Annotated in this window: 16 protein-coding genes and 1 pseudogene; 11 read left to right on the top strand and 6 right to left on the bottom strand. The window is 68.4% G+C overall.

Annotated features, from left to right (window positions below):
- The first annotated feature begins 100 nt into the window (after positions 1-100).
- On the top strand, positions 101-712 hold the full coding sequence (locus tag GGQ93_RS14450) for a MarR family winged helix-turn-helix transcriptional regulator (protein ID WP_183217934.1): 612 nt from the start codon (positions 101-103) through the stop codon (positions 710-712).
- Positions 713-790: 78 nt separating this feature from the next.
- On the opposite strand, the gene GGQ93_RS14455 is transcribed toward GGQ93_RS14450, so the two are convergent.
- Complete coding sequence (locus GGQ93_RS14455) at positions 791-2,530, bottom strand: methyl-accepting chemotaxis protein (RefSeq protein ID WP_224764352.1); 1,740 nt, start codon at positions 2,528-2,530, stop codon at positions 791-793.
- A gap of 300 nt (positions 2,531-2,830) precedes the next feature.
- On the opposite strand from GGQ93_RS14455, the gene GGQ93_RS14460 reads away from it, so the two are divergent.
- The 4 genes from GGQ93_RS14460 (at position 2,831) to ligD (ending at position 7,739) form a co-directional block, all read left to right on the top strand.
- Positions 2,831-4,333 carry a methyl-accepting chemotaxis protein gene (locus GGQ93_RS14460; protein WP_183217938.1) on the top strand — a complete coding sequence of 501 codons (1,503 nt, stop codon included), beginning with the start codon at positions 2,831-2,833 and terminating at the stop codon, positions 4,331-4,333.
- Between the two features lie 5 nt (positions 4,334-4,338).
- Positions 4,339-4,851: a chemotaxis protein CheW gene (locus tag GGQ93_RS14465; protein WP_054766834.1), complete on the top strand. Its 513-nt coding sequence runs from the start codon at positions 4,339-4,341 to the stop codon at positions 4,849-4,851.
- Complete coding sequence (locus GGQ93_RS14470; protein ID WP_183217940.1) at positions 4,832-5,101, top strand: hypothetical protein; 270 nt, start codon at positions 4,832-4,834, stop codon at positions 5,099-5,101. Before GGQ93_RS14465 ends, GGQ93_RS14470 begins: the two co-directional genes overlap by 20 nt.
- Before the next feature lie 82 nt (positions 5,102-5,183).
- Positions 5,184-7,739 (top strand): DNA ligase D, encoded by a 2,556-nt coding sequence (gene ligD, locus GGQ93_RS14475; protein WP_183217942.1) that lies wholly within the window; start codon positions 5,184-5,186, stop codon positions 7,737-7,739.
- Between the two features lie 149 nt (positions 7,740-7,888).
- Here the strand turns inward: ligD and ku are convergent, their stop codons facing one another.
- Positions 7,889-8,734: a non-homologous end joining protein Ku gene (gene ku, locus GGQ93_RS14480; protein WP_054764775.1), complete on the bottom strand. Its 846-nt coding sequence runs from the start codon at positions 8,732-8,734 to the stop codon at positions 7,889-7,891.
- A gap of 142 nt (positions 8,735-8,876) precedes the next feature.
- Here ku and GGQ93_RS14485 point away from each other — a divergent pair, with 142 nt between their 5' ends.
- Together GGQ93_RS14485 and GGQ93_RS16330 are read left to right on the top strand one after the other, a co-directional pair.
- On the top strand, positions 8,877-9,623 hold the full coding sequence (locus tag GGQ93_RS14485) for a cytochrome c oxidase assembly protein (RefSeq protein WP_183217944.1): 747 nt from the start codon (positions 8,877-8,879) through the stop codon (positions 9,621-9,623).
- Positions 9,620-10,339 carry a cytochrome b gene (locus tag GGQ93_RS16330; RefSeq protein ID WP_224764353.1) on the top strand — a complete coding sequence of 240 codons (720 nt, stop codon included), beginning with the start codon at positions 9,620-9,622 and terminating at the stop codon, positions 10,337-10,339. Before GGQ93_RS14485 ends, GGQ93_RS16330 begins: the two co-directional genes overlap by 4 nt.
- Positions 10,340-10,385: 46 nt before the next feature.
- On the opposite strand, the pseudogene GGQ93_RS16335 reads toward GGQ93_RS16330, so the two are convergent.
- A pseudogene (locus GGQ93_RS16335) lies at positions 10,386-10,979 on the bottom strand (c-type cytochrome); the annotation flags it as partial.
- A gap of 96 nt (positions 10,980-11,075) precedes the next feature.
- On the opposite strand from GGQ93_RS16335, the gene GGQ93_RS14495 reads away from it, so the two are divergent.
- The 4 genes from GGQ93_RS14495 (at position 11,076) to GGQ93_RS14510 (ending at position 15,282) form a co-directional block, all read left to right on the top strand.
- Positions 11,076-11,480, top strand: a complete 405-nt coding sequence (locus GGQ93_RS14495) for a c-type cytochrome (protein ID WP_152949536.1) — start codon at positions 11,076-11,078, stop codon at positions 11,478-11,480.
- On the top strand, positions 11,470-12,447 hold the full coding sequence (gene coxB / locus GGQ93_RS14500; RefSeq protein ID WP_054764779.1) for a cytochrome c oxidase subunit II: 978 nt from the start codon (positions 11,470-11,472) through the stop codon (positions 12,445-12,447). Before GGQ93_RS14495 ends, coxB begins: the two co-directional genes overlap by 11 nt.
- Entirely contained in the window at positions 12,444-14,996 is a 2,553-nt protein-coding gene (locus tag GGQ93_RS14505; protein ID WP_183217948.1) for a cbb3-type cytochrome c oxidase subunit I, read from the top strand. The genes coxB and GGQ93_RS14505 overlap by 4 nt, the downstream gene beginning before the upstream one ends.
- A 91-nt stretch (positions 14,997-15,087) precedes the next feature.
- Positions 15,088-15,282 (top strand): hypothetical protein, encoded by a 195-nt coding sequence (locus tag GGQ93_RS14510; protein ID WP_224764354.1) that lies wholly within the window; start codon positions 15,088-15,090, stop codon positions 15,280-15,282.
- 5 nt (positions 15,283-15,287) lie between these two features.
- Here GGQ93_RS14510 and GGQ93_RS14515 read toward each other — a convergent pair whose 3' ends face one another.
- Genes GGQ93_RS14515 through GGQ93_RS14525 form a run of 3 tightly spaced genes read right to left on the bottom strand, consistent with a single transcriptional unit; the run spans position 15,288 to position 17,950 of the window.
- Positions 15,288-15,668 carry a hypothetical protein gene (locus GGQ93_RS14515; protein ID WP_224764355.1) on the bottom strand — a complete coding sequence of 127 codons (381 nt, stop codon included), beginning with the start codon at positions 15,666-15,668 and terminating at the stop codon, positions 15,288-15,290.
- Between the two features lie 4 nt (positions 15,669-15,672).
- Positions 15,673-16,503, bottom strand: a complete 831-nt coding sequence (locus GGQ93_RS14520) for a TIGR02587 family membrane protein (RefSeq protein ID WP_183217950.1) — start codon at positions 16,501-16,503, stop codon at positions 15,673-15,675.
- A gap of 46 nt (positions 16,504-16,549) precedes the next feature.
- The gene (locus tag GGQ93_RS14525) at positions 16,550-17,950 is read right to left on the bottom strand and encodes a UDP-N-acetylmuramate--L-alanine ligase (protein ID WP_183217952.1); all 1,401 of its coding nucleotides are present in this window, start codon (positions 17,948-17,950) and stop codon (positions 16,550-16,552) included.
- Between the last annotated feature and the right edge of the window lie 45 nt (positions 17,951-17,995).

A 17,995-nucleotide genomic window follows, 5' to 3' on the forward strand; every position in this document is an offset into this window, starting at 1 on the left:
TTGCTCTTCCGTGAACCGTGATCGCTTCATTCTGTCCGTCCTTTCGAGGGGCGGACTCTAGCTATTCCTGGAGGAGTTTCAGGGGGTCACGTCACCTGACATGCACGACGGCGCCCGACTCGCCGCGCCAGAAGATCGACCCCTCGTCTGTGGCGATCCTACGACCTGCGCAGGTCATGGCCCGGACGCGAACTGCGGCGACTGCGGCAAGGGCGACGTCGGCAACACCCTGGGGCTGACGGTTGCGATCCTGGCGCGGCGGTGGGCCGCCCACCTGGACGAGGTTTTGGCCGAAGCCGGCTTCGGCGTCGGCCAGTTGGCCGTGCTGACGCTGTTGCAGAACCGGCCTGCCGGCCTGACCCAGCGCGAGGCCGCCGACCTTTTGGCTGTGTCAGAGGCGGTCATGTCCACCCGCACGGCCGCCCTGCTGTCGGCGGGGTTGGTGAGCCGTCAGACCCTGATCGGCGACCGACGGGCGCATCTATTGCAGATCACCGCCGAGGGACGGTCGGCCCATGACGTCTGGTCTAAGTGCCTGTCCTGCGTTCAGGAGCAGATTCTCGAGTCTGTCGGCGCCGAAGACTTGGCCGTGACCCAGAGAACGCTCGAAAAGATCGGCGCGGCGGTCGAACGGCTGTCTGAGCAGGAGGGGCGCAAGCTCAAGCCCGCCCCGCGTCGACGCCCGCCCGCTGCGTCCGGTCCCAGGGCCTGATCGGCTGAAAATCCAAGCGAGCGCTTGACTGACGCTTTGGCCGGAACCGCTGCGCGGCGCCGGCCGAACGATCGGGTTCTAGAACTCTTCCCAGTCCGCCTCGACGCTCTGGGCGGCGGCGGTCTGACGGCCGGCGACGGCGGCCAGCTTCACCGGCGCGGGACGGGGCGGCGAGGCGGGGCGAGCGGCGGCGAGCACGTTTGATCCGGCGCCCAGGCGGAACCGCCCGATCATCGAGGCGAGGTTCTCGGTCTCCTGGCGAAGCGAATGGGAGGCGGCTGTCGACTCCTCCACCATCGCCGCATTCTGCTGGGTGACCTGGTCCATCTGGTTCACGGCGGTGTTGACCTCGGCCAGGCCGGTCGACTGTTCGCGCGCCGAGGTGGCGATTTCGGTGATCAGGCCGTCGATCTCGGCGACCCGGTCCACGATGACGGCCAGGGCCTGGCTGGTTTCGCCGACCAGTTTCACCCCCTTGCCCACCTGACTGGTGCTGCCGGCGATCAGACCCTTGATCTCTTTCGCCGCCTCAGCCGACCGCTGGGCCAGGGCTCTAACTTCAGACGCCACGACGGCGAAGCCGCGACCGGCTTCGCCCGCGCGCGCCGCCTCGACCCCGGCGTTCAGGGCCAGAAGATTGGTCTGGAAGGCGATTTCGTCGATGACGCCGATGATCTGGTTGATTTCGCCAGAGGAGCGCTCGATCTCGGCCATGGCGCCGATCGCTTCTTCCATGACGGCGCCGGACCGTTCGGCGTCGCCGCGCGCCCCGGCGGCGACGGTCGCGGCCTGCTGGGCGTTGGCGGCGCTGCGCTGGACGGTGGCGGTCAGCTGATCCAGAGCCGCGGCGGTCTCCTCCAGACTGGCGGCCTGCTGTTCGGTGCGGCGCGACAGGTCGTCGGAGGCCACGCCGATCTCGTCGGCGCCGGAACGGATGGCGCCCGCCGTCTCGCCGACGCTTTTCATCGTCGCCTGCAAGGCGTCGACGGCCGCGTTGAAGTCGGTTCTCAGCTTGTCCAGTTCCGGGATGAAGGCCGTGGTGATGCGGCGCTCCAGGTCGCCCTGGGCCAGGGCGGTCAGGGCGTCGCCGATCTGTTCCACCGCCTCGACTCGACGGGTCACGTCCACGGCGACCTTGACCACCTTGGCCACCTTGCCGTCCGGATTGACGATGGGGTTGTAGGAGCCCTGGATGATGACGGCCCCGCCGTCCTTGCGGACGCGCCGGAACTCGCCGGACTGGAACTGGCCGGACGACAGGGCGGCCCAGAACTGGCTGTACTCAGGACTGTCGCGATAGGCCGGCTCGGCGAAGATGGCGTGCTTGCGCCCGACGATCTCTTCTAACTGATAGCCCATGGCGTCCAGGAACAGGCGGTTGGCGTTGACGATGGTCCCGTCCAGGGTGAATTCGATCATGGCCTGAGATCGGCCGATGGCCTCGATCTGGGCCGCATAGTCCTCGCTGGCGAGCCGATAGCGGGCGTCCGCCCATTCCACGACGAAACCGGCGGCCTTGCCGCCCTGTTTCAGCGGCGTGACCAACAGGTCGAAGGCGCGACCCCCGACCCGGATGGTGGCCGAATGGGGTTCGCTCAAAGTCGCCAGCATCCGCCGCTGGTGGGCCGGGTTCTTGTGGAAGACGTCGATGTTGGAGCCGACCAGCCGATCAACGCTGAAGTTGGGCAGGTCTGACCGTAGCTCGGCTTCCGCCTCTTGCAGAAGATTGCGAACCGCCGGGTTCAGATAGGTGATGTTCAGGTCCTTGTCGGCCAACATGATGTTGGTGCGAAGAGCCTCTACAGCCGTTTCCAGCATGCCGCTCGCCGGCTTTTTCCCCTTGGCCCACATATCCGCTCTCGATGCTGCGGGCGTTCGTCGCCCTTTGGCTGCAGCGTTAGTGCTCACTCATTACTGGAAAGTGTACGGAATGTTTATCTGAACCCAACATCGCTGTGCTTTTCGGGGATACTAGTACTTTTACTTACAAACGAAGTTAAACTGGTAGTGGCGTAGCGGCATCGACCAAGGTTGTAAAAGCTTCGGGCGCGAAGCATCGTATAGCGAAGCGGTAATGTGGGTCTGGGAAAAGGCGGCAAAGAAGAGAAAGCCACCCGAATGCGTAAGCTGTTCAATCGACCGCAGGCGGAAAGCGAGGAGCTCTTGGAGCTTCGCGCCATCGTCGCGGCCGTTCATTTGTCTCAGGCGGTGATCGAGTTCGATCTCGACGGCGTGGTGCTCGACGCCAACGCCAACTTCCTTGCGGTGCTCGGCTATGAACTGTCCGAGATCAAAGGCCGGCATCACCGGATGTTCGTCGATCCGGCCGAGGCCCGCTCGCCGGCCTATGCCGAGTTCTGGAAACGGCTGAACGCCGGGGAATTCGTCGCCGACAAGTTCGTCCGTTACGGCAAGAACGGCAAGCGGGCGGTGATCGAGGCGTCGTACAACCCGATCTTCGACGTGAACGGCAAGCCCTATAAGGTGGTCAAGTTCGCCATTGACGTCACCGCCGTCGAAGAGGAGCGCGAACGCCGCGCCGAGGCTGATCGTCAGGCGGCGGCCGTTCAGGCCATGGTGGTGCGAAATACGGGCCAGGGCCTGTCGGCCATGGCCTCGGGCGATCTGTCCTATCGGATCGAAGAGGATTTTCCGGGCGAGTACGCCGCTCTGCGCGAGAACTTCAACCGCGCCATGGCGGCGCTGGACCAGGCGATCGCCGTCATCGGCGGCAACGCCGAGACCATGCAGTCCGGCGCCAAGGAAATCAGTTCAGCGGCCGAAGATCTGTCCCGTCGCACTGAACGTCAGGCGGCCAGCCTGGAAGAGACGGCGGCCGCCCTGGATCAGATTACGGCCACCGTCCGCCGGACGGCCGAGAACGCCCAGGAGGCCGACAAGGTGGTCAGCCAGACCCGCGCCCAGGCCGAAACGGGCGGCGCCGTGGTCCAACGGGCGGTGGACGCCATGGGCGAGATCGAACGCTCGTCCGACCAGATCAGTCAGATTATCGGCGTCATCGACGAGATCGCCTTCCAGACCAACCTTCTGGCGCTTAACGCCGGAGTCGAGGCGGCGCGCGCCGGCGAGGCCGGGCGGGGCTTTGCGGTCGTGGCCTCGGAGGTGCGGGCCCTGGCTCAGCGGTCGGCGGACTCGGCCAAGGAGATCAAGACCCTGATCTCCGCCAGCGGCGCCCAGGTCAAATCCGGCGTCGTCCTTGTGCGTGAAACCGGCGAGGCCCTGACCGGCATCGCCGGCCGGATCGTCGAAGTCACTCAGCTGATGAGCGAGATTCGCGGATCGACCCAGGAACAGGCGGTCGGCCTGGCCGAGGTCAACACCGCCGTCAATGAAATGGACCAGGTGACCCAGCAGAATGCGGCCATGGTCGAGGAGTCGACGGCCGCCAGCGTGGCCCTGAGCCGCGAGGCCGCCGAACTGGCCCAGCTGGTCGGCCGGTTCACCACCAGCCAGGACGGCGGCTCCAGCCGACCTGCGCCGCTGCAAGAGGCCCATGGCCGGATCGCCGCCTTCGCGGCCGACCGCCCTGCGCCCCGACTGAAACTCGCCGCGGGCGGAGGCCGACAGGCCGCCGTTCACTCCGAATGGGAGGCCTTCTGATGTCCATGGCGCATACTCAAACCGACGCCTTTTCCGTCAACCGCGCCGGCGCCGGCCGTCGTGAGATGGTCGGCTTCCGGGTCGGGGACCAAGCCTTCTGCATCGACATCACCTCGGTGCTGGAGATCCGGGGCTGGACCCCCGCGACGCCCGTGCCCCAGTCGCCCCATTATATGAAGGGGGTGGTCAATCTGCGCGGCAGCGTCCTGCCGATCATCGACCTGGCCGCGCGCCTGGGCCTGCCGACGACTGAACCCTCAGCGCGTCACGCCATCATGGTCGCCAACTGCGGCGGGCGGACCGTGGGCCTGCTGGTCGAGGGAGTGTCCGACATCGTCCAACTGGACGACGCCGACCGCCAGGCGACGCCGGACATGGGCCATGGCCAGGGTGGGGTCGTCGCCGGAATCTTCGCGGTGGACGGCGCCATGCTCAGCCTGCTGGACCTGGACAATCTGCTGCCGCCGGACCGCAGCCGTCCCGCCGACGAGGCTTTCGATGCGATCGCCGCAGCTTGAGATCCCGGCCGCAGACGCCTCCTGGCCCCCGTACGGCGTGGCGGCCTGGCTGGCCGATGAGGTCGATGAGCGCGATCTGAGCCCTGTCATGCCGGACTGCTGCGACAGGGCCGGCATGGTCTCGGCCCTGCTTCAGATGGCCCTGTCGGTGTCTGAAGAGGGCGCGCCCTGGGCCGACGACGTCTGCGTCCTTCTTCTGTCGGGATGGGGCGCCTTGCAAGCCGCCGCTTCGGCCAACGAAACCGTCTGACGGTCGCCGGAGAGCCGGGTGATCGAATTCGCCCCATGCACGTTGTCGTCCGACCAGGGACGAAGACGGGCGAGGCGGCGACATGGCGAACGGATTGGAAGCCTATCGGGCCAAGCGCGACTTCACCCGCACCCCCGAACCGGCGGGAAAGACCAAGGCCGGACGCAAGGGCCGGCTGACCTATCTGATCCAGCGCCATGCGGCCACCCGGCTGCACTACGACTTCCGCATCGAACATGACGGGGTCCTGAAGTCCTGGGCCGTCACCAAGGCGCCGTCGCGCGACCCGGCCGTCAAACGACTGGCGGTGGAGGTGGAGGACCACCCCCTGGCCTATGGGACCTTCGAGGGGACCATTCCGTCCGGCAACTACGGCGCCGGGACCGTCCAGCTGTGGGACCGGGGCGAATGGGAGCCGCAGGAGCCCGACATAGAGGCGGCGCTGGAGCGCGGCTCGCTGAAGATGATCCTGCACGGCGAGCGGCTGAGCGGCGGCTGGGCCCTGGTGCGGCTGAAGTCCGATCGCGGCAAGCCGTCCAAACGCAACAACTGGCTGCTGATCAAGGAGAAGGACGAGGCGGCCGTGCCCGGCGAGGGCGACGCCAATATGGAGATCGACGCCTCCGTCGCCAGCGGCCGCAGCTTGGCCGAGATCGCGGAGGGCAAGACCCAATGGACCGCCTCTCGCCCCGTGGCGCGCAAGGGCCCCAAGCCGCCGAAGGCCAAGCCGCGCGAGGCGGACCTGGCCCAGCCGCCCGCCTTCCAGCCGATCCAGCTGTGCAAGGTGGCGGACCATCCGCCCGGGGGCGCCGGCTGGGTGCATGAGATCAAGTTCGACGGCTATCGCATCCAGATCGCCGTCGGCGGCGGGCAGGCGCGCCTCTACACCCGTCGAGGCCATGACTGGACCGACCGCTTTCCCGAACTGGCGGCCGATGCGGCCCAGTGGCCCGACGGGGTGGTGGACGGCGAACTGTGCGCCCTGACCGAGGACCACACGCCGGACTTTTCCGCCCTTCAGGCCGCCATCGCCGACGGAAAGACCCAGGACCTGGTCTATTTCGCCTTCGACCTGCTGAAGGAGGGGCGGGACGATCTGACGGCCCTGCCCCTGTCGCACCGCAAGGCGCGGCTCCAGGCCCTGATCGACCGGATTCCGGCCAAGGCGCGGGGGAGGGTGCGCTATGTCGATCACTTCGCCTCCACCGGCCAGGCGGTGCTGGACAGCGCCTGCCGGATGGATCTGGAGGGGGTGATCTCCAAGACGCTGAACGCCCCCTATCAGCCGGGCCGGTCCTCGACCTGGGTCAAGTCCAAATGCCGGGGCAGGGATGAGGTCGTCATCGGCGGCTGGTCGTCGGAGGACGGGACGCGCTTTCGCTCCCTCCTGGTCGGCGTGGCGGAGGAGGAGGGGCTGCGTTACCTCGGCCGGGTCGGGACCGGCTATTCCGCCCCCCTGCTGAAGACCCTGCTGCCGGCCTTGAAGGCGGCGGCGGCCGAGGCCTCGCCCTTCGTCGGCAAGGGGGCGCCGCGCGGCGGCAAGGACATCCACTGGCTGCGGCCGGTTCTGGTGGCTGAGCTGGAGCACGGTGGTCTGACCGAAGGCGGCTCCCTGCGCCATGCGGCCTTCAAGGGGCTGCGCGAGGACAAGCGGGCTCAGGAGGTGGTCGATAAGCCGCAACCGCCGTCGCCGAAACAGGCGGAGAAGGCCGCGCCGACGCCGCGCCGAACGGGCAAGGACAAGGTGGTCGTCGCCGGCGTCACCCTGTCCAGCCCGGACAAGGTGCTGTGGCCCGCCGTCGGGGGGCGGCCGGCCATCACCAAGACGGACCTGGCCCGCTACTATGAACAGGCGGCCGAACGGATCCTGCCCCATGTCGCCGACCGGCCGGTGTCGATCATCCGCGCGCCCGACGGGATCGAGGGCGAGACCTTCTTCCAGCGCCACGCCATGCCGGGCTCGAACCCGCGGCTGAAGCTGATCGACGTGCATGAGCGCAAACCCTATGTCGCCGTGGTCGATGTCGGGGGGCTGGTCGCCGTCGCCCAGTCGGGCGGGCTTGAGCTGCACCCGTGGGGCTGTCGGCCCGGCGATCCGGAGACGCCCGAACAGGTCACCTTCGACCTCGATCCCGACGAGGGGTTGGATTTCGAAGCGGTCATCGCGGCGGCCAAGACGGTGCGAAAAACGCTGGAGGCCAAGGGGCTGAACCCCTTCGTCAAGACGACCGGCGGCAAGGGGCTGCATGTCGTGGTTCCGATCCGCTCGGACGGCCGCAGCCGGATCGAATGGGACCGATGCAAGGCCTTCGCCAAGGCCGTGGCCGAAGAGGTGCGCCGCGCCGATCCCGACCGGTTCACCACCACCCTGGCCAAGAAGGCGCGCGGCGGAAAGATCTTCATCGACTATCTGAGGAACGGGCGGATGGCGACGGCGGTCGCCCCCTGGTCGGTGCGGGCGCGGCCGGGCGCAGGCATCGCCTTCCCCCTGTCCTGGGGGCAGGTCAAGGCGGGCCTGGACCCTAAGGCCTTCACCCTGCACGACGCCCCGGCCCTGCTGAAGAAGCCCGATCCGTGGAAGGACTTCAGGGCCGGAGAGGTCAGCTTGCGACCCGTGCTGAAGGCGATGGGGCTTTAGAGGGGCGGTGCCGGTGATTAGTGCTGGTGATTAGTGCTAGTGCTAGTGAGTAAGGCATGAGCAGTGGGAGTGTCCGCTGATCCGCGCCCGGCCCACCTTTTGCTCACTAGCACTAATCACCAGCACTAATCACTAGCGCTCCGCCCCCATCACGCCGCGGTCTTGCGCGTCGCCGGCTTCTTCTTGGCGGGGGCCTTTTTCTTCGGCTTGGCGCCGGTCGCGGAGCCCTTGAGGCTGTTGCGCAGGGCCTCCATCAGATCGATCACATTGGTGTCGTCGGGCTCGGGCGCCTCGACCACCGACTTGCCGCCCTTCTGCTTGGCCTTGACCATCTCGCGCAGGGCCTCGTCATAGCGGTCCTTGAAGTCGGTCGGGTCGAAGTCCGTCTCCTTCTGGGCGATGATCCGGCTGGCGATCTCCACCATGTCCTTGTCCGCCTTGACCGAGGGAATGTCGTCGAAATAGTCCTCGGCGGGCCGCACCTCGTCATGCGCCCGCAGGGAATAGGCCACCAGCCCCTTGCCGCGCACCTCCAGGGCCAGCTGCCGTTCCCGCCCGCGCAGGACCAGCGTTCCGATGGCGATCTTGCCCGCCGACTTCATCGCGTCGCGGATGACGGCGAAGGCCTCGGCCCCCACGCCCTTTTCGGGCACCACATAGAAGGGGTCGTCCCAGTACAGACGGTCGATCTCGTCCTCGTCCACGAAGCTGTCGATACAGATGGTTCGGGTGGTCTCCAGCTTGACCTTGTCGAAGTCGGCGTCGTCGAACAGGACATATTCGTCCTTGGCCACCTCATAGCCCTTGACCAGATCCGACCGTTCGATCGGGCCGGTGTCGGGGTCGGTCGGCACCATGCGGATGCGGTTGTTGGTCTCGGGATTGATCAGGTGGAAGCTGACGTGGGCGTTGGAGGCGGTGGCGGTGTAGAGGGCGACCGGACAGGTCACCAAGGACAGTTTCAAATGCCCCTGCCAGGTGGGTCGTGCGGCCATGATCGTCTCCTCGCCTCGGGTTCGGTGACCTAACGCCGCAGGCCTGCGACCGTTTCCGCGCGGAACCGGGCGGCCTGTCGCACCTTTCCGATGTGAAGCTTGCAGCAAGGGCGGGGCGCATGCGGCCGACCAGACCATACCGATGAACCCGACCCCGACCCCCGTTTCGGGCTGGGCGCCCTATTGCGGCCCCGCGCCCGCCGCCGGCGACTGGCGCTGGAACCTGGACCCCGTCCTGCTTCTGTTTATGGCCGGGGCCACGGCCCTGATCCTGATGCGGACGCACGGTCGGTCGCGGGGCCTGGGCCTGGCCGCCATGGCCGTGCTGGGCGTCAGCTTCGTCTCGCCCCTGTGCGCCCTCAGCTCCGCCCTGTTTTCGGCCCGGACCGTGCATCACGTCCTGCTGGTCACGGTCGCCGCCCCCCTGCTGGCCGAGATGGCGCCGAGACGGCGATACGGGTCTCTGGCTTTGGCGACCTTCGTCCAGGCGGCGGTGCTGTGGGTGTGGCATGCGCCCGCCGCCTATGGCGCCGCCCTGTCCAGCGACGCCGTCTATTGGATCATGCAGCTCAGCCTTCTGGCCTCCGCCGTCTGGTTCTGGGCGGCGGCGCGGGCGGCCAGCGCGCCTGCGGCCGTGGTCGGCCTGTTGGCGGCCATGCTGGCGATGGGGCTGTTGGGCGCGGTCTTGACCTTCGCCGGCCAGGCCGTCTATGCGCCCCACGCCTATACGACCCTGGCCTGGGGCCTGACCCCGCTGGAGGACCAGCAGGCGGCGGGGCTGATCATGTGGGCTCCGGCGGCGGGCCTCTATCTGCTGGCGGCCCTGTGGCGGCTGGGCCGGATGCTGGGGCCGGACCTTCCCGCCGAGGCCGGGGTGCGTCCGGCGTGATCGAAAAGCTCTTCACCCAACTGCTGGAATGGGCGGCGGGCCACCATGACGAAGGCCGATATTCGCCGGTCGGCATCCTGTTTCACTGGGTCATGGCCGCCCTGGTGATCTTCCAACTGGGCTGGGGCTGGTGGATGGGGCGTCAGCCGGTCGGCGGTCAGATGCTGGCCGCCTATGATCTGCACTTCGCCGTAGGCGTCCTGATGCTGATCCTGGTGATCGGCCGACTGTCCTGGCGGCTGTTGGCGCCGGACCTGATCAATGATGCGGACAAGCCGGGGTGGGAGAGCTGGGCCGCCCACGTCACCCACTATGTCTTCTACGTCTGCCTGTTCGGCCTGCCCCTGTCGGGCTGGGCCATGATCTCGGCGACGGACCGGACGCGCGAACTGGAGACGCTGGGCTTCATCCCCTGGCCCCTGCTGCCGTTCCAGGACCTGTCCAACAGCCAGCTATGGGCGATCGAGGCGGCGGCGGAATGGATGCATTGGGGCCTGGTGGTCACCCTGCTGCTGATGATCCCCATCCACGCCGGGGCCGCCCTCAAGCACCATCTGATCGATCGGGACGACGTGTTTCACGCGATGCTGCCGGTCGTGCCGCTGCGTCGACGGAAGCGGACCCGGTGGCAGAGGCGCTGGCGGGCGCTGGAGAAGCAGGTTGCGCGGACAGCCAAAGCCCTATGGCGCGGATTTCTGGGTCCGAAAGCGGTTTGACGGCGGCGGCCATGACGCCGCGCGGATCGTTGCGGCGTTCGCCCGACTTCCACCGCTCCATCTGTTCGACCAGATAGGGGTAGGGCTGGCCCGCGATCTGAGGATTGCCGCCCAGGCCGGTTCCTTCGCCGTTCAAGCCGTGACAGGCGGCGCAGGCCACCACCCCCCGCGCGGGATCGCCCCTCAGATAGACCGACGGCGCCGGGGCGGCGGCGGCGTTCAGCTCCGTCGGCGGGATCGGCAGGGCGGCGTAATAGGCCGCCACCTCGCGTCGGCTTCTCTGATCCAAGGCCTTGGCGATGCGCGTCATCTGGTCGTCGGCCCTGAGGCCCGAGGCGTAGTCCTCCATCTGTTTCTGCAGATAGCCGACGTCCAGGCCCGCCAGGCGCGGCGCGGCGGCTCCGTCGCCGCCGCCGTCCAGGCCGTGACAGGTGAAACAGGCGTTGGCCGCCCCGCCGGCGCCGCCGCTGAGGGCGATGACTTCGCCATTGGCCGAAAGAACGCGGTCGGTGTCGGTCGCCGCCGCCTCGCATCCGGCCAGCAGCATCAGGAGCATCAGAGGGGCAAGGGGCGCGCGCACCTGCATCCAACCCCCGCCTACGGCCCCGGTTCCGAAGGCGCCGCCCGACGGAGACGCCATGTCGCAGCCGGGGAACTTCCTCGTCCTGGGGGGATTGGTCTGGTGAAGCTTTCGAGGCCTGGCCCGAGGCGATTCAGGGCGGGGGACCGGGCGGCGATGAGATGGGGCGGACAGGGCGAGGCAGGGCGGACCGCCGCCGCGGCTCTGCTCGCGCTCGCCTCGGCGGGCCTCAGCGCCTGCGTCGACAAGGCGGATCAGCCCCGGCCGGTGGCCCAGGGCGATCCGGCGCGCGGCCTGGCGGTCATCGAGGCCGTCGGTTGCGCCGCCTGCCACACGATTCCCGGCGTCGCCTGGCCCGAAGGCCGCAGCGGCGGCGACCTGGCGGGCTTCGGGGCGCGCCCCTTCATCGCCGGGCGCCTGCCGAACCAGCCCGGCGTCCTGACCCGCTGGCTGATCGACGCGCCGTCCCTGGATCCCGGAACCGCCATGCCCCCCATGCCCCTGAACCAAGCCCAAGCCCGCGACGTCGCGGCCTATCTGTATACGCTCGATGACGACTGAACCGACGCCGGGAACCGCGGGCTGGCCCCCGCCTGTGCTGGACCCGGCCGGCCCCTTCGCCGGGCCGATCGAGGTGGTGGCCTGGGTGCTGTTCGTCATGGCGGCGGTGGTGATGACCGTGGTGCTGATCGCCCTGGGGATCGCCCTGTTCGGCCCCCGGCGGTGGAAGCGGCGGGTCAGCGGCGAGCGTCTGGTCTGGATTGGCGGCCTGGCCTTTCCGATCGTGGTTCTGACCGGCCTTCTGATCTACGGCCTGACCACGACCGCGCGGGTCGCCGAGGCGCCGCGACCGGGCGAGATGCGGGTCCGCGTCACCGGCGAGATGTGGTGGTGGCGGGTCGCCTATCTGGACGACCAGGGGCGCGAAATCCTTCAGGACGCCAATGAGGTCCATATCCCCGCCGGTCAGCCCGTGGTGTTCGAGCTGGAAAGCGCCGACGTGATCCACAGCTTCTGGGTTCCGCGCCTGGGCGGCAAGACCGACATGATCCCCGGCCGGCGCAACTTCATGCGGCTGCAGGCCGATCAGCCGGGAACCTACGGCGGCCAGTGCGCCGAATACTGCGGCGGGCCCCATGCGCTGATGGGGCTGGTCGTGGTGGCCCATACGCCCCAGGAATTCGCCGCCTGGCGCGCGCGTCAGGCCGGGCCGGCCGTAGCCCTGGATGCGGCCGCGCCGACCGCCGCAATGATCGCGCGCGGCCGCGACGTCTTCGCCGCCTCCGGCTGCGGCGCCTGCCACACCATTCGGGGAACCGAGGCCAATGGTTTGGCCGGTCCCGACCTGACCCATGTCGGATCGCGCCAGACGATCGGGGCGGGCATATTGCCGAACAACCAGGGCACGCTGGCCGGTTGGATTTCGGACAGCCAAGGGATCAAGCCCGGCAACCGCATGCCCTCCTATCCGGTCCTGACGGGCCAGGACCTGCGCGCCGTCTCGGCCTATCTGGACAGTCTGAAATGAGTTCGGAAACCGGGTTCGATCCCGAACTCTACAAACGCCTGCCGACCCGCGAACCCCGCCCCGAGGGCGAGCTGGAGCAGCTGGAACAGGTCTGGTGCGCGCCGCGAAAGCCGTGGGAATGGGTCACGGCGATCAACAACAACTATATCGGCGTCTATTACGTCGGCGCGGCCATGCTGTTCTTCGTGCTGGCGGGGGTTCTGGCCCTGTTGATGCGGACCCAGCTGGCCCTGCCGATGACGGGCTTCCTGGCCCAGGAGACCTACAACCAGATCTTCACCATGCACGGCACGGTGATGATGTTCCTGTTCGCCGTGCCTGCGGTCGAGGCCCTGGGCGTGCTGCTGCTGCCCCAGATGCTGGGGGCGCGCGACCTGCCGTTCCCGCGTCTCAGCGCCTACGCCTTCTGGGCCTATCTGATCGGGGGACTGTGCTTCTTCTGCTCCCTGTTCTTCGGCCTGGCGCCGAACGGGGGCTGGTTCATGTATCCGCCCCTGACCTCCGTGGCCTATTCGCCGGGGATCAACGCCGACTTCTGGCTGCTGGGCATCGGCTTCATCGAGATTTCGGCCATCGCCGGCGCCATCGAGATCATCGTCGGGGTTCTGAAGACGCGGGCGCCCGGCATGACCCTGGACAAGCTGCCGATCTTCGCCTGGGCCATGCTGATCTTCGCCTGTATGATCATCATCGCCTTCCCGTCGATCATCCTGTCCACCCTGCTGCTGGAGCTGGAACGCGCCCTGGGCTGGCCCTTCTTCGACGCGGCGCGGGGCGGGGATCCGATGCTGTGGCAGCACCTGTTCTGGTTCTTCGGCCACCCGGAGGTCTACATCATCTTCCTGCCGGCGGCGGGCGCCATGTCCACCATCATCCCGGCCGTGGCCCAGACCCGGCTGGTGGGACACAGGCTGGTGGTCCTGGCCATGCTGGCGACGGGCTTCATCAGCTTCGGCGTCTGGGCGCACCACATGTTCGCCACCGGCATGCCCCAGATTTCGATCAACTATTTCAGCGCGGCCTCGATGGCGGTCAGCGTGCCCGCCGGGGTTCAGGTCTTCGCCTGGATCGCCACCCTGGCGGCGGGGAAGATGCGGTTCAACACGCCGGGCCTGTTCGCCGTCGGGGGGCTGGTGATCTTCGTCATGGGCGGGCTGACGGGCGTCATGGTCGCCATGGTCCCCTTCGACTGGCAGGCCCACGACAGCTATTTCATCGTCGCTCACCTGCACTACGTCCTGATCGGCGGCATGGTGTTTCCGCTGTTCGCCGCCATCTACTATTGGACGCCGATGTCCAGCGCCCGGCCGCTCAGCGAGCGGTGGGGCAAGTGGGTGTTCTGGCTGATGTTCGTCGGCCACAACGTGACCTTCCTGCCCATGCATCTGACCGGGCTGATGGGGATGCCGCGGCGGGTCTACACCTATCTGCCGGATCGGGGCTGGGACCTGCCCAATATGATCTCGACCGTCGGCGCCTTTCTGTTCGGCCTGGCGGTGCTGATCTGGCTGGTGGACATGATCCGCAACTTCCGCCCCTTCGGGCGACGCGAGGCGGGCAATGTCTTCAATGGGCCGGGGCTGGAGTGGCTGCCGGCCGGCCTCTATTCGCTGCGCTCCATTCCGGTGATCAAGAGCCTCTATCCCGGTTGGGAGCAGAAGGGGCTGGCCGAGGACGTCGAGGCCGGCCGCTATTTCCTGCCCGGCGCCCCGCGCGGCGAACGCGAGACCATCGTCACCAGCCCGCTGAACGCCGAACCCCAGTATCTGCTGCAAATCCCCCGGCCCTCCAGCTGGCACGTCTGGGGGGCGGTGTTTACGGCGGGCTTTTTCCTGATCCTGACCATCCAGGCCTATCTGGCTTCGGTGATCAGTGGAATTCTGGCCGTATATTGCATCCTCAAATGGTGCTGGAAGCTGGACCGGCCGGACCGGCGCGAGGGCGGGGCGGCTGTGGTGGACGTCGGGGCGGGCGTGCGCCTGCCGACCTATGTCTCGGGCCCGACCAGCCACGGCTGGTGGGCCATGGTCATCACCCTGATCGTCGCCGGCATGGTCGCGGTCATGGCCGGCTTCTCCTACGTCTTCCTGTGGAGCCGTCGTCCCGATCTGTGGCAGGCGCCGCCGGAGACGGGGTCTCTGATCCAGGTCGTCGGCCTTTGCGCGGCGGCGGCGCTGCTGGCCTGGGTCTCGCTGCGGGCCCTGGCGCTGGACCGGCCGCGCAGCGGGGTGATCGCCGCCGTCCTGATGCTGCTGGCGGGCCTGGCGATCGGCGCGGGCTGGGCGGTCGAGGCGTCCGCCTGGTGGGGGGCTGGCCTGCGTCCCCAGGCCAGCGGCCAGGGGGCGACCGTCTTCGCCCTGATCGCCTGGCAGGGGCTGTTCGCGGCCATCTGCGCCATCATGGCGGTCTTCGCCCTGATGCGCTGGGTGTTCGGCCTGCTGTCGGCCCGGAGGCCGGCGACCTATCAGCTGATCGCCCTGTTCATCGGTTTTTCCGCCGCGCAAGGGGCGGCCGCCGCCCTGTTGACCCATCTGTTCCCGGGAGGCTGACATCGGACGCTGGCTGATCCTGACGGGCGGGCTGCTGATCTGGGCAGCCCATTTCCTGGGCGTCTATCTGATCTCGTCCACGGCGGACGTGGTGGCGACGGCCGAGGCGCCCCTGTGGCGCCTGATCGGCGGGGGATTCAGCCTGGCCTGTCTGGCGGGCGAGGCGGGGCTCGCCCTGTTGATCCTGAAGACCCGTCGGGGATTCGAGCCGGCCATCGGCGTCGGCGGCTGTTTCATCGGCGGCGTCGGGGTGGTGTTTCAGACCCTGCCCCTGCTGCTGATCTGAGCCCTTCAGGGCGCCGACCAGCCCTTGACCGTCACCACCGCCGCGCGCGGATCGGCGTCGAACCGCATATAGGCGGTCGCATGGCCGCGGCCGGGCACATAGTCCAGGGTGGCGGTCGCGGTCTGGTCGCCTGCCACGGCCTCGACATCGACCCCGGCGGCGGTTTCGTCGCCGTCATTGACCACCTTGATCTCGGCCACATGGCCGTGGGCGGTGGTCTCGACCCTCTCGATCCGCGCGCTCAGGGTCGCCGGGGCGGCGGGTTGCACGGCCTCCCACACGATCACCCCGACGGCGGCCAGGGTCACCACCCCGCCCAGAGCGGCCATGGCGGTCTGCAAAAGCGGGCGGGGCGGGGCGGTTTTTCGGCGCGTGGCTCGGTTCATCGGATCAGACCAGCAGACGGGCGGCGGCCGCGCCGATCGCGGCGGGAAAGCCCAGGACCGCCATCGCCTGGACCACCCCGGCCAGAGAATGCCCTTCGATCCGCCCAAAGACGAATAGGGCGAACAGGCTGACCCCCAGGGCGATGGCGTAGCCGGGCAGGGTGAAGTGGAAGAAGGCGTGGGCCGGTCGATCCGCCTCTTCCTGACCGGCGAAGCCCGCGCGAAAGACGATGAGGTGCAGCAGCAGGATCGACACGCCCATCAGCCCCAGGACGTTGAGGGCGCCGGCCTTGTAGGCGATCAGGATCATTTCCTCGGTCGGGGCGACGTTCAGGGCGAAGAACAGGGCGCCGGCCGCCATCAGAAACAGCTCCCCGACATAGGAGGCCTGATCCTCCTGGGTCTCGCCGCCGTCCGCGTCGCCGCTCAGCTGGCGGCGGGCCAGCAGGGCGCCCATGGCGCCCGGAACGGCCTGAAGCGCAATCCTGCCCAGGGCTTCACGCGGGGGATCGCCCCATCGGACCACGCCGAACAGGCTCAACAGCACGCCGGCGGTCAGGAAGCCGACCGCCAGGGCGACGGCCGTGTCCATCAGATCGTTCGCCAGCCCCCGCCGGTCGGAGAAGCCCGCATAATAGGCCAGGCCGTAAAGCAGGGGCAGGCCGGCGACGATGAAGGCCAGCAGCCGGCCCCGGTCCATGGCCACCCCCTGCTCCCACATCTCCATCGTCATCAGCAGAGGAATGCTGAACACCAGGGCGCCCCCGAACGCGCGGCCCAGGTCGCGCAGATAGGCGCGTTCTCGGCTCAGATCGATCAGGGCGGCGGCGCTCATCTTGCAGCAACGTCCGAAGCGGCGCCTTGGCTCCGAACGTCAGGCTTCAGCGCGCGCCCAGCCGCTCCAGCAGATCGGCGGCGAAGCTGGACAGGGTGTCGTCGCGCGCCCCCATGACCAGGACGCGGTCGCCGGGCCGGGCCATCTCCACGATGCGGTCGCCGCAGGCCGCGCGGTCGGGCAGGGCCTCGGCCTGGCGGCCGGCCGCGCGCACCCCTTCGGCGATGGCCGCGCTGCCGACGCTGCGGTCGGTGGTTCCGCCGTAATAGACCGGCTCGGGCATCAGCAGGACGTCGTCCTCGCGCATCAGGCCGACGAAACCGTCGATGAACTCCCGCCGCATCAGCTTTAAGGGGCCGAAGCCGTGGGGCTGGAACAGGATCAGCAGACGCCCGTCGAAGGCGTGCAGCGTCTTCAGCGTGGCGGCGATCTTGTCGGGGTTGTGGGCGAAGTCGTCGATGACGGTGACGGCGTTGACGGCCCCCACCACCTCCATTCGCCGCCGAATGCCGGCGAAGCTTTCCAGCGCCTTGACCGCCTCGCCCGTCGAAACGCCCAGGGCCTTGACCGCGCCGAGCGCCGCAAGCGCATTGGCGACATTGTGGGCGCCGGGCACGTTCAGCGTGACGTCGAACTCGCTCCAGCCCTCGATCAGGCGGAACCGCATGCCGGTCGGCTGGGGCTGAAGGTCGTGGGCGGACAGGTCGGCCGCCTCTTCGCCCAGGGCGAAGGTGATCGCCTTTCCGGGCGCCAGGTCCTGCGCCAGGGCCGCCGTCTCGGGATTGTCCAGGTTCAGCACCGCCTTGGCCGCCCGCTGGACGAAGCCGCCGAACAGGTCGCGCAGCTCCTCCATCGACTTGTGGTCAAGCGAGATGTTGGAGACGACCGCCACGGTCGGATCGTAGCGGGCGATCGAACCGTCCGATTCATCCACCTCGGACACGAACAGATCCGAACCGCCGATCAGGGCGCTGGCGAACGGATGGTCGGCGTCGGCGAAATTCTTCATCACCGCCCCGTTCATCACGGTCGGATCGCGGCCGGTCTGGTGCAGGATCCAGGCGATCATGCCGGTGATGGTGGACTTGCCGCTGGTGCCCGCCACCCCGATCGAGGTGGGGGCGGCGTTGAACAGTTCGCTGAGCAGTTCGGGGCGGGTCTTGATCGTCGCCCCGACACGGCGGGCCGCGCCGATGTCGGGCACCGTGTCCTCGACCGCGCCGGTGGCGATCACCGTCTGCGCGGCGCGGGTCACACCCGATCCGTCCTGAGGGTGCAGGGTCACGCCGTGGGCGCGCAGCCAGTCGAACTTCTCGGGCGTGCGGCCCTGGTCCAGGGCGCGGTCCGAGCCCTCGATCCGGCCGCCCTGGGCCTGGACGATCAGGGCCAGGGGCAGCATGCCCGACCCGCCGATGCCGCAGAAGAAATAGGAGGCGTCTTGGTTCATGCCCCCTTAGAACAGGGGATCGGGCCGATCCGCCAGAGCCGGATC

This window comes from Brevundimonas aurantiaca (assembly GCF_014199955.1).
Lineage (GTDB): Bacteria > Pseudomonadota > Alphaproteobacteria > Caulobacterales > Caulobacteraceae > Brevundimonas > Brevundimonas aurantiaca.

Bases quoted from the DNA above. Each gene is read 5' to 3' on its own strand.
- GGQ93_RS14450 (WP_183217934.1), top strand. From the start codon at position 101: ATGCACGACGGCGCCCGACTCGCCGCGCCAGAAGATCGACCCCTCGTC.
- GGQ93_RS14460 (WP_183217938.1), top strand. From the start codon at position 2,831: ATGCGTAAGCTGTTCAATCGACCGCAGGCGGAAAGCGAGGAGCTCTTG.
- GGQ93_RS14485 (WP_183217944.1), top strand. From the start codon at position 8,877: ATGAACCCGACCCCGACCCCCGTTTCGGGCTGGGCGCCCTATTGCGGC.
- GGQ93_RS14455 (WP_224764352.1), bottom strand. From the start codon at position 2,530: ATGCTGGAAACGGCTGTAGAGGCTCTTCGCACCAACATCATGTTGGCC.
- GGQ93_RS14465 (WP_054766834.1), top strand. From the start codon at position 4,339: ATGGCGCATACTCAAACCGACGCCTTTTCCGTCAACCGCGCCGGCGCC.
- ku (WP_054764775.1), bottom strand. From the start codon at position 8,734: ATGGCCGCACGACCCACCTGGCAGGGGCATTTGAAACTGTCCTTGGTG.
- GGQ93_RS14470 (WP_183217940.1), top strand. From the start codon at position 4,832: ATGCGATCGCCGCAGCTTGAGATCCCGGCCGCAGACGCCTCCTGGCCC.
- GGQ93_RS14515 (WP_224764355.1), bottom strand. From the start codon at position 15,668: ATGAACCGAGCCACGCGCCGAAAAACCGCCCCGCCCCGCCCGCTTTTG.
- GGQ93_RS14495 (WP_152949536.1), top strand. From the start codon at position 11,076: ATGAGATGGGGCGGACAGGGCGAGGCAGGGCGGACCGCCGCCGCGGCT.
- GGQ93_RS14505 (WP_183217948.1), top strand. From the start codon at position 12,444: ATGAGTTCGGAAACCGGGTTCGATCCCGAACTCTACAAACGCCTGCCG.
- coxB (WP_054764779.1), top strand. From the start codon at position 11,470: ATGACGACTGAACCGACGCCGGGAACCGCGGGCTGGCCCCCGCCTGTG.
- ligD (WP_183217942.1), top strand. From the start codon at position 5,184: ATGGCGAACGGATTGGAAGCCTATCGGGCCAAGCGCGACTTCACCCGC.
- GGQ93_RS14520 (WP_183217950.1), bottom strand. From the start codon at position 16,503: ATGAGCGCCGCCGCCCTGATCGATCTGAGCCGAGAACGCGCCTATCTG.
- GGQ93_RS14525 (WP_183217952.1), bottom strand. From the start codon at position 17,950: ATGAACCAAGACGCCTCCTATTTCTTCTGCGGCATCGGCGGGTCGGGC.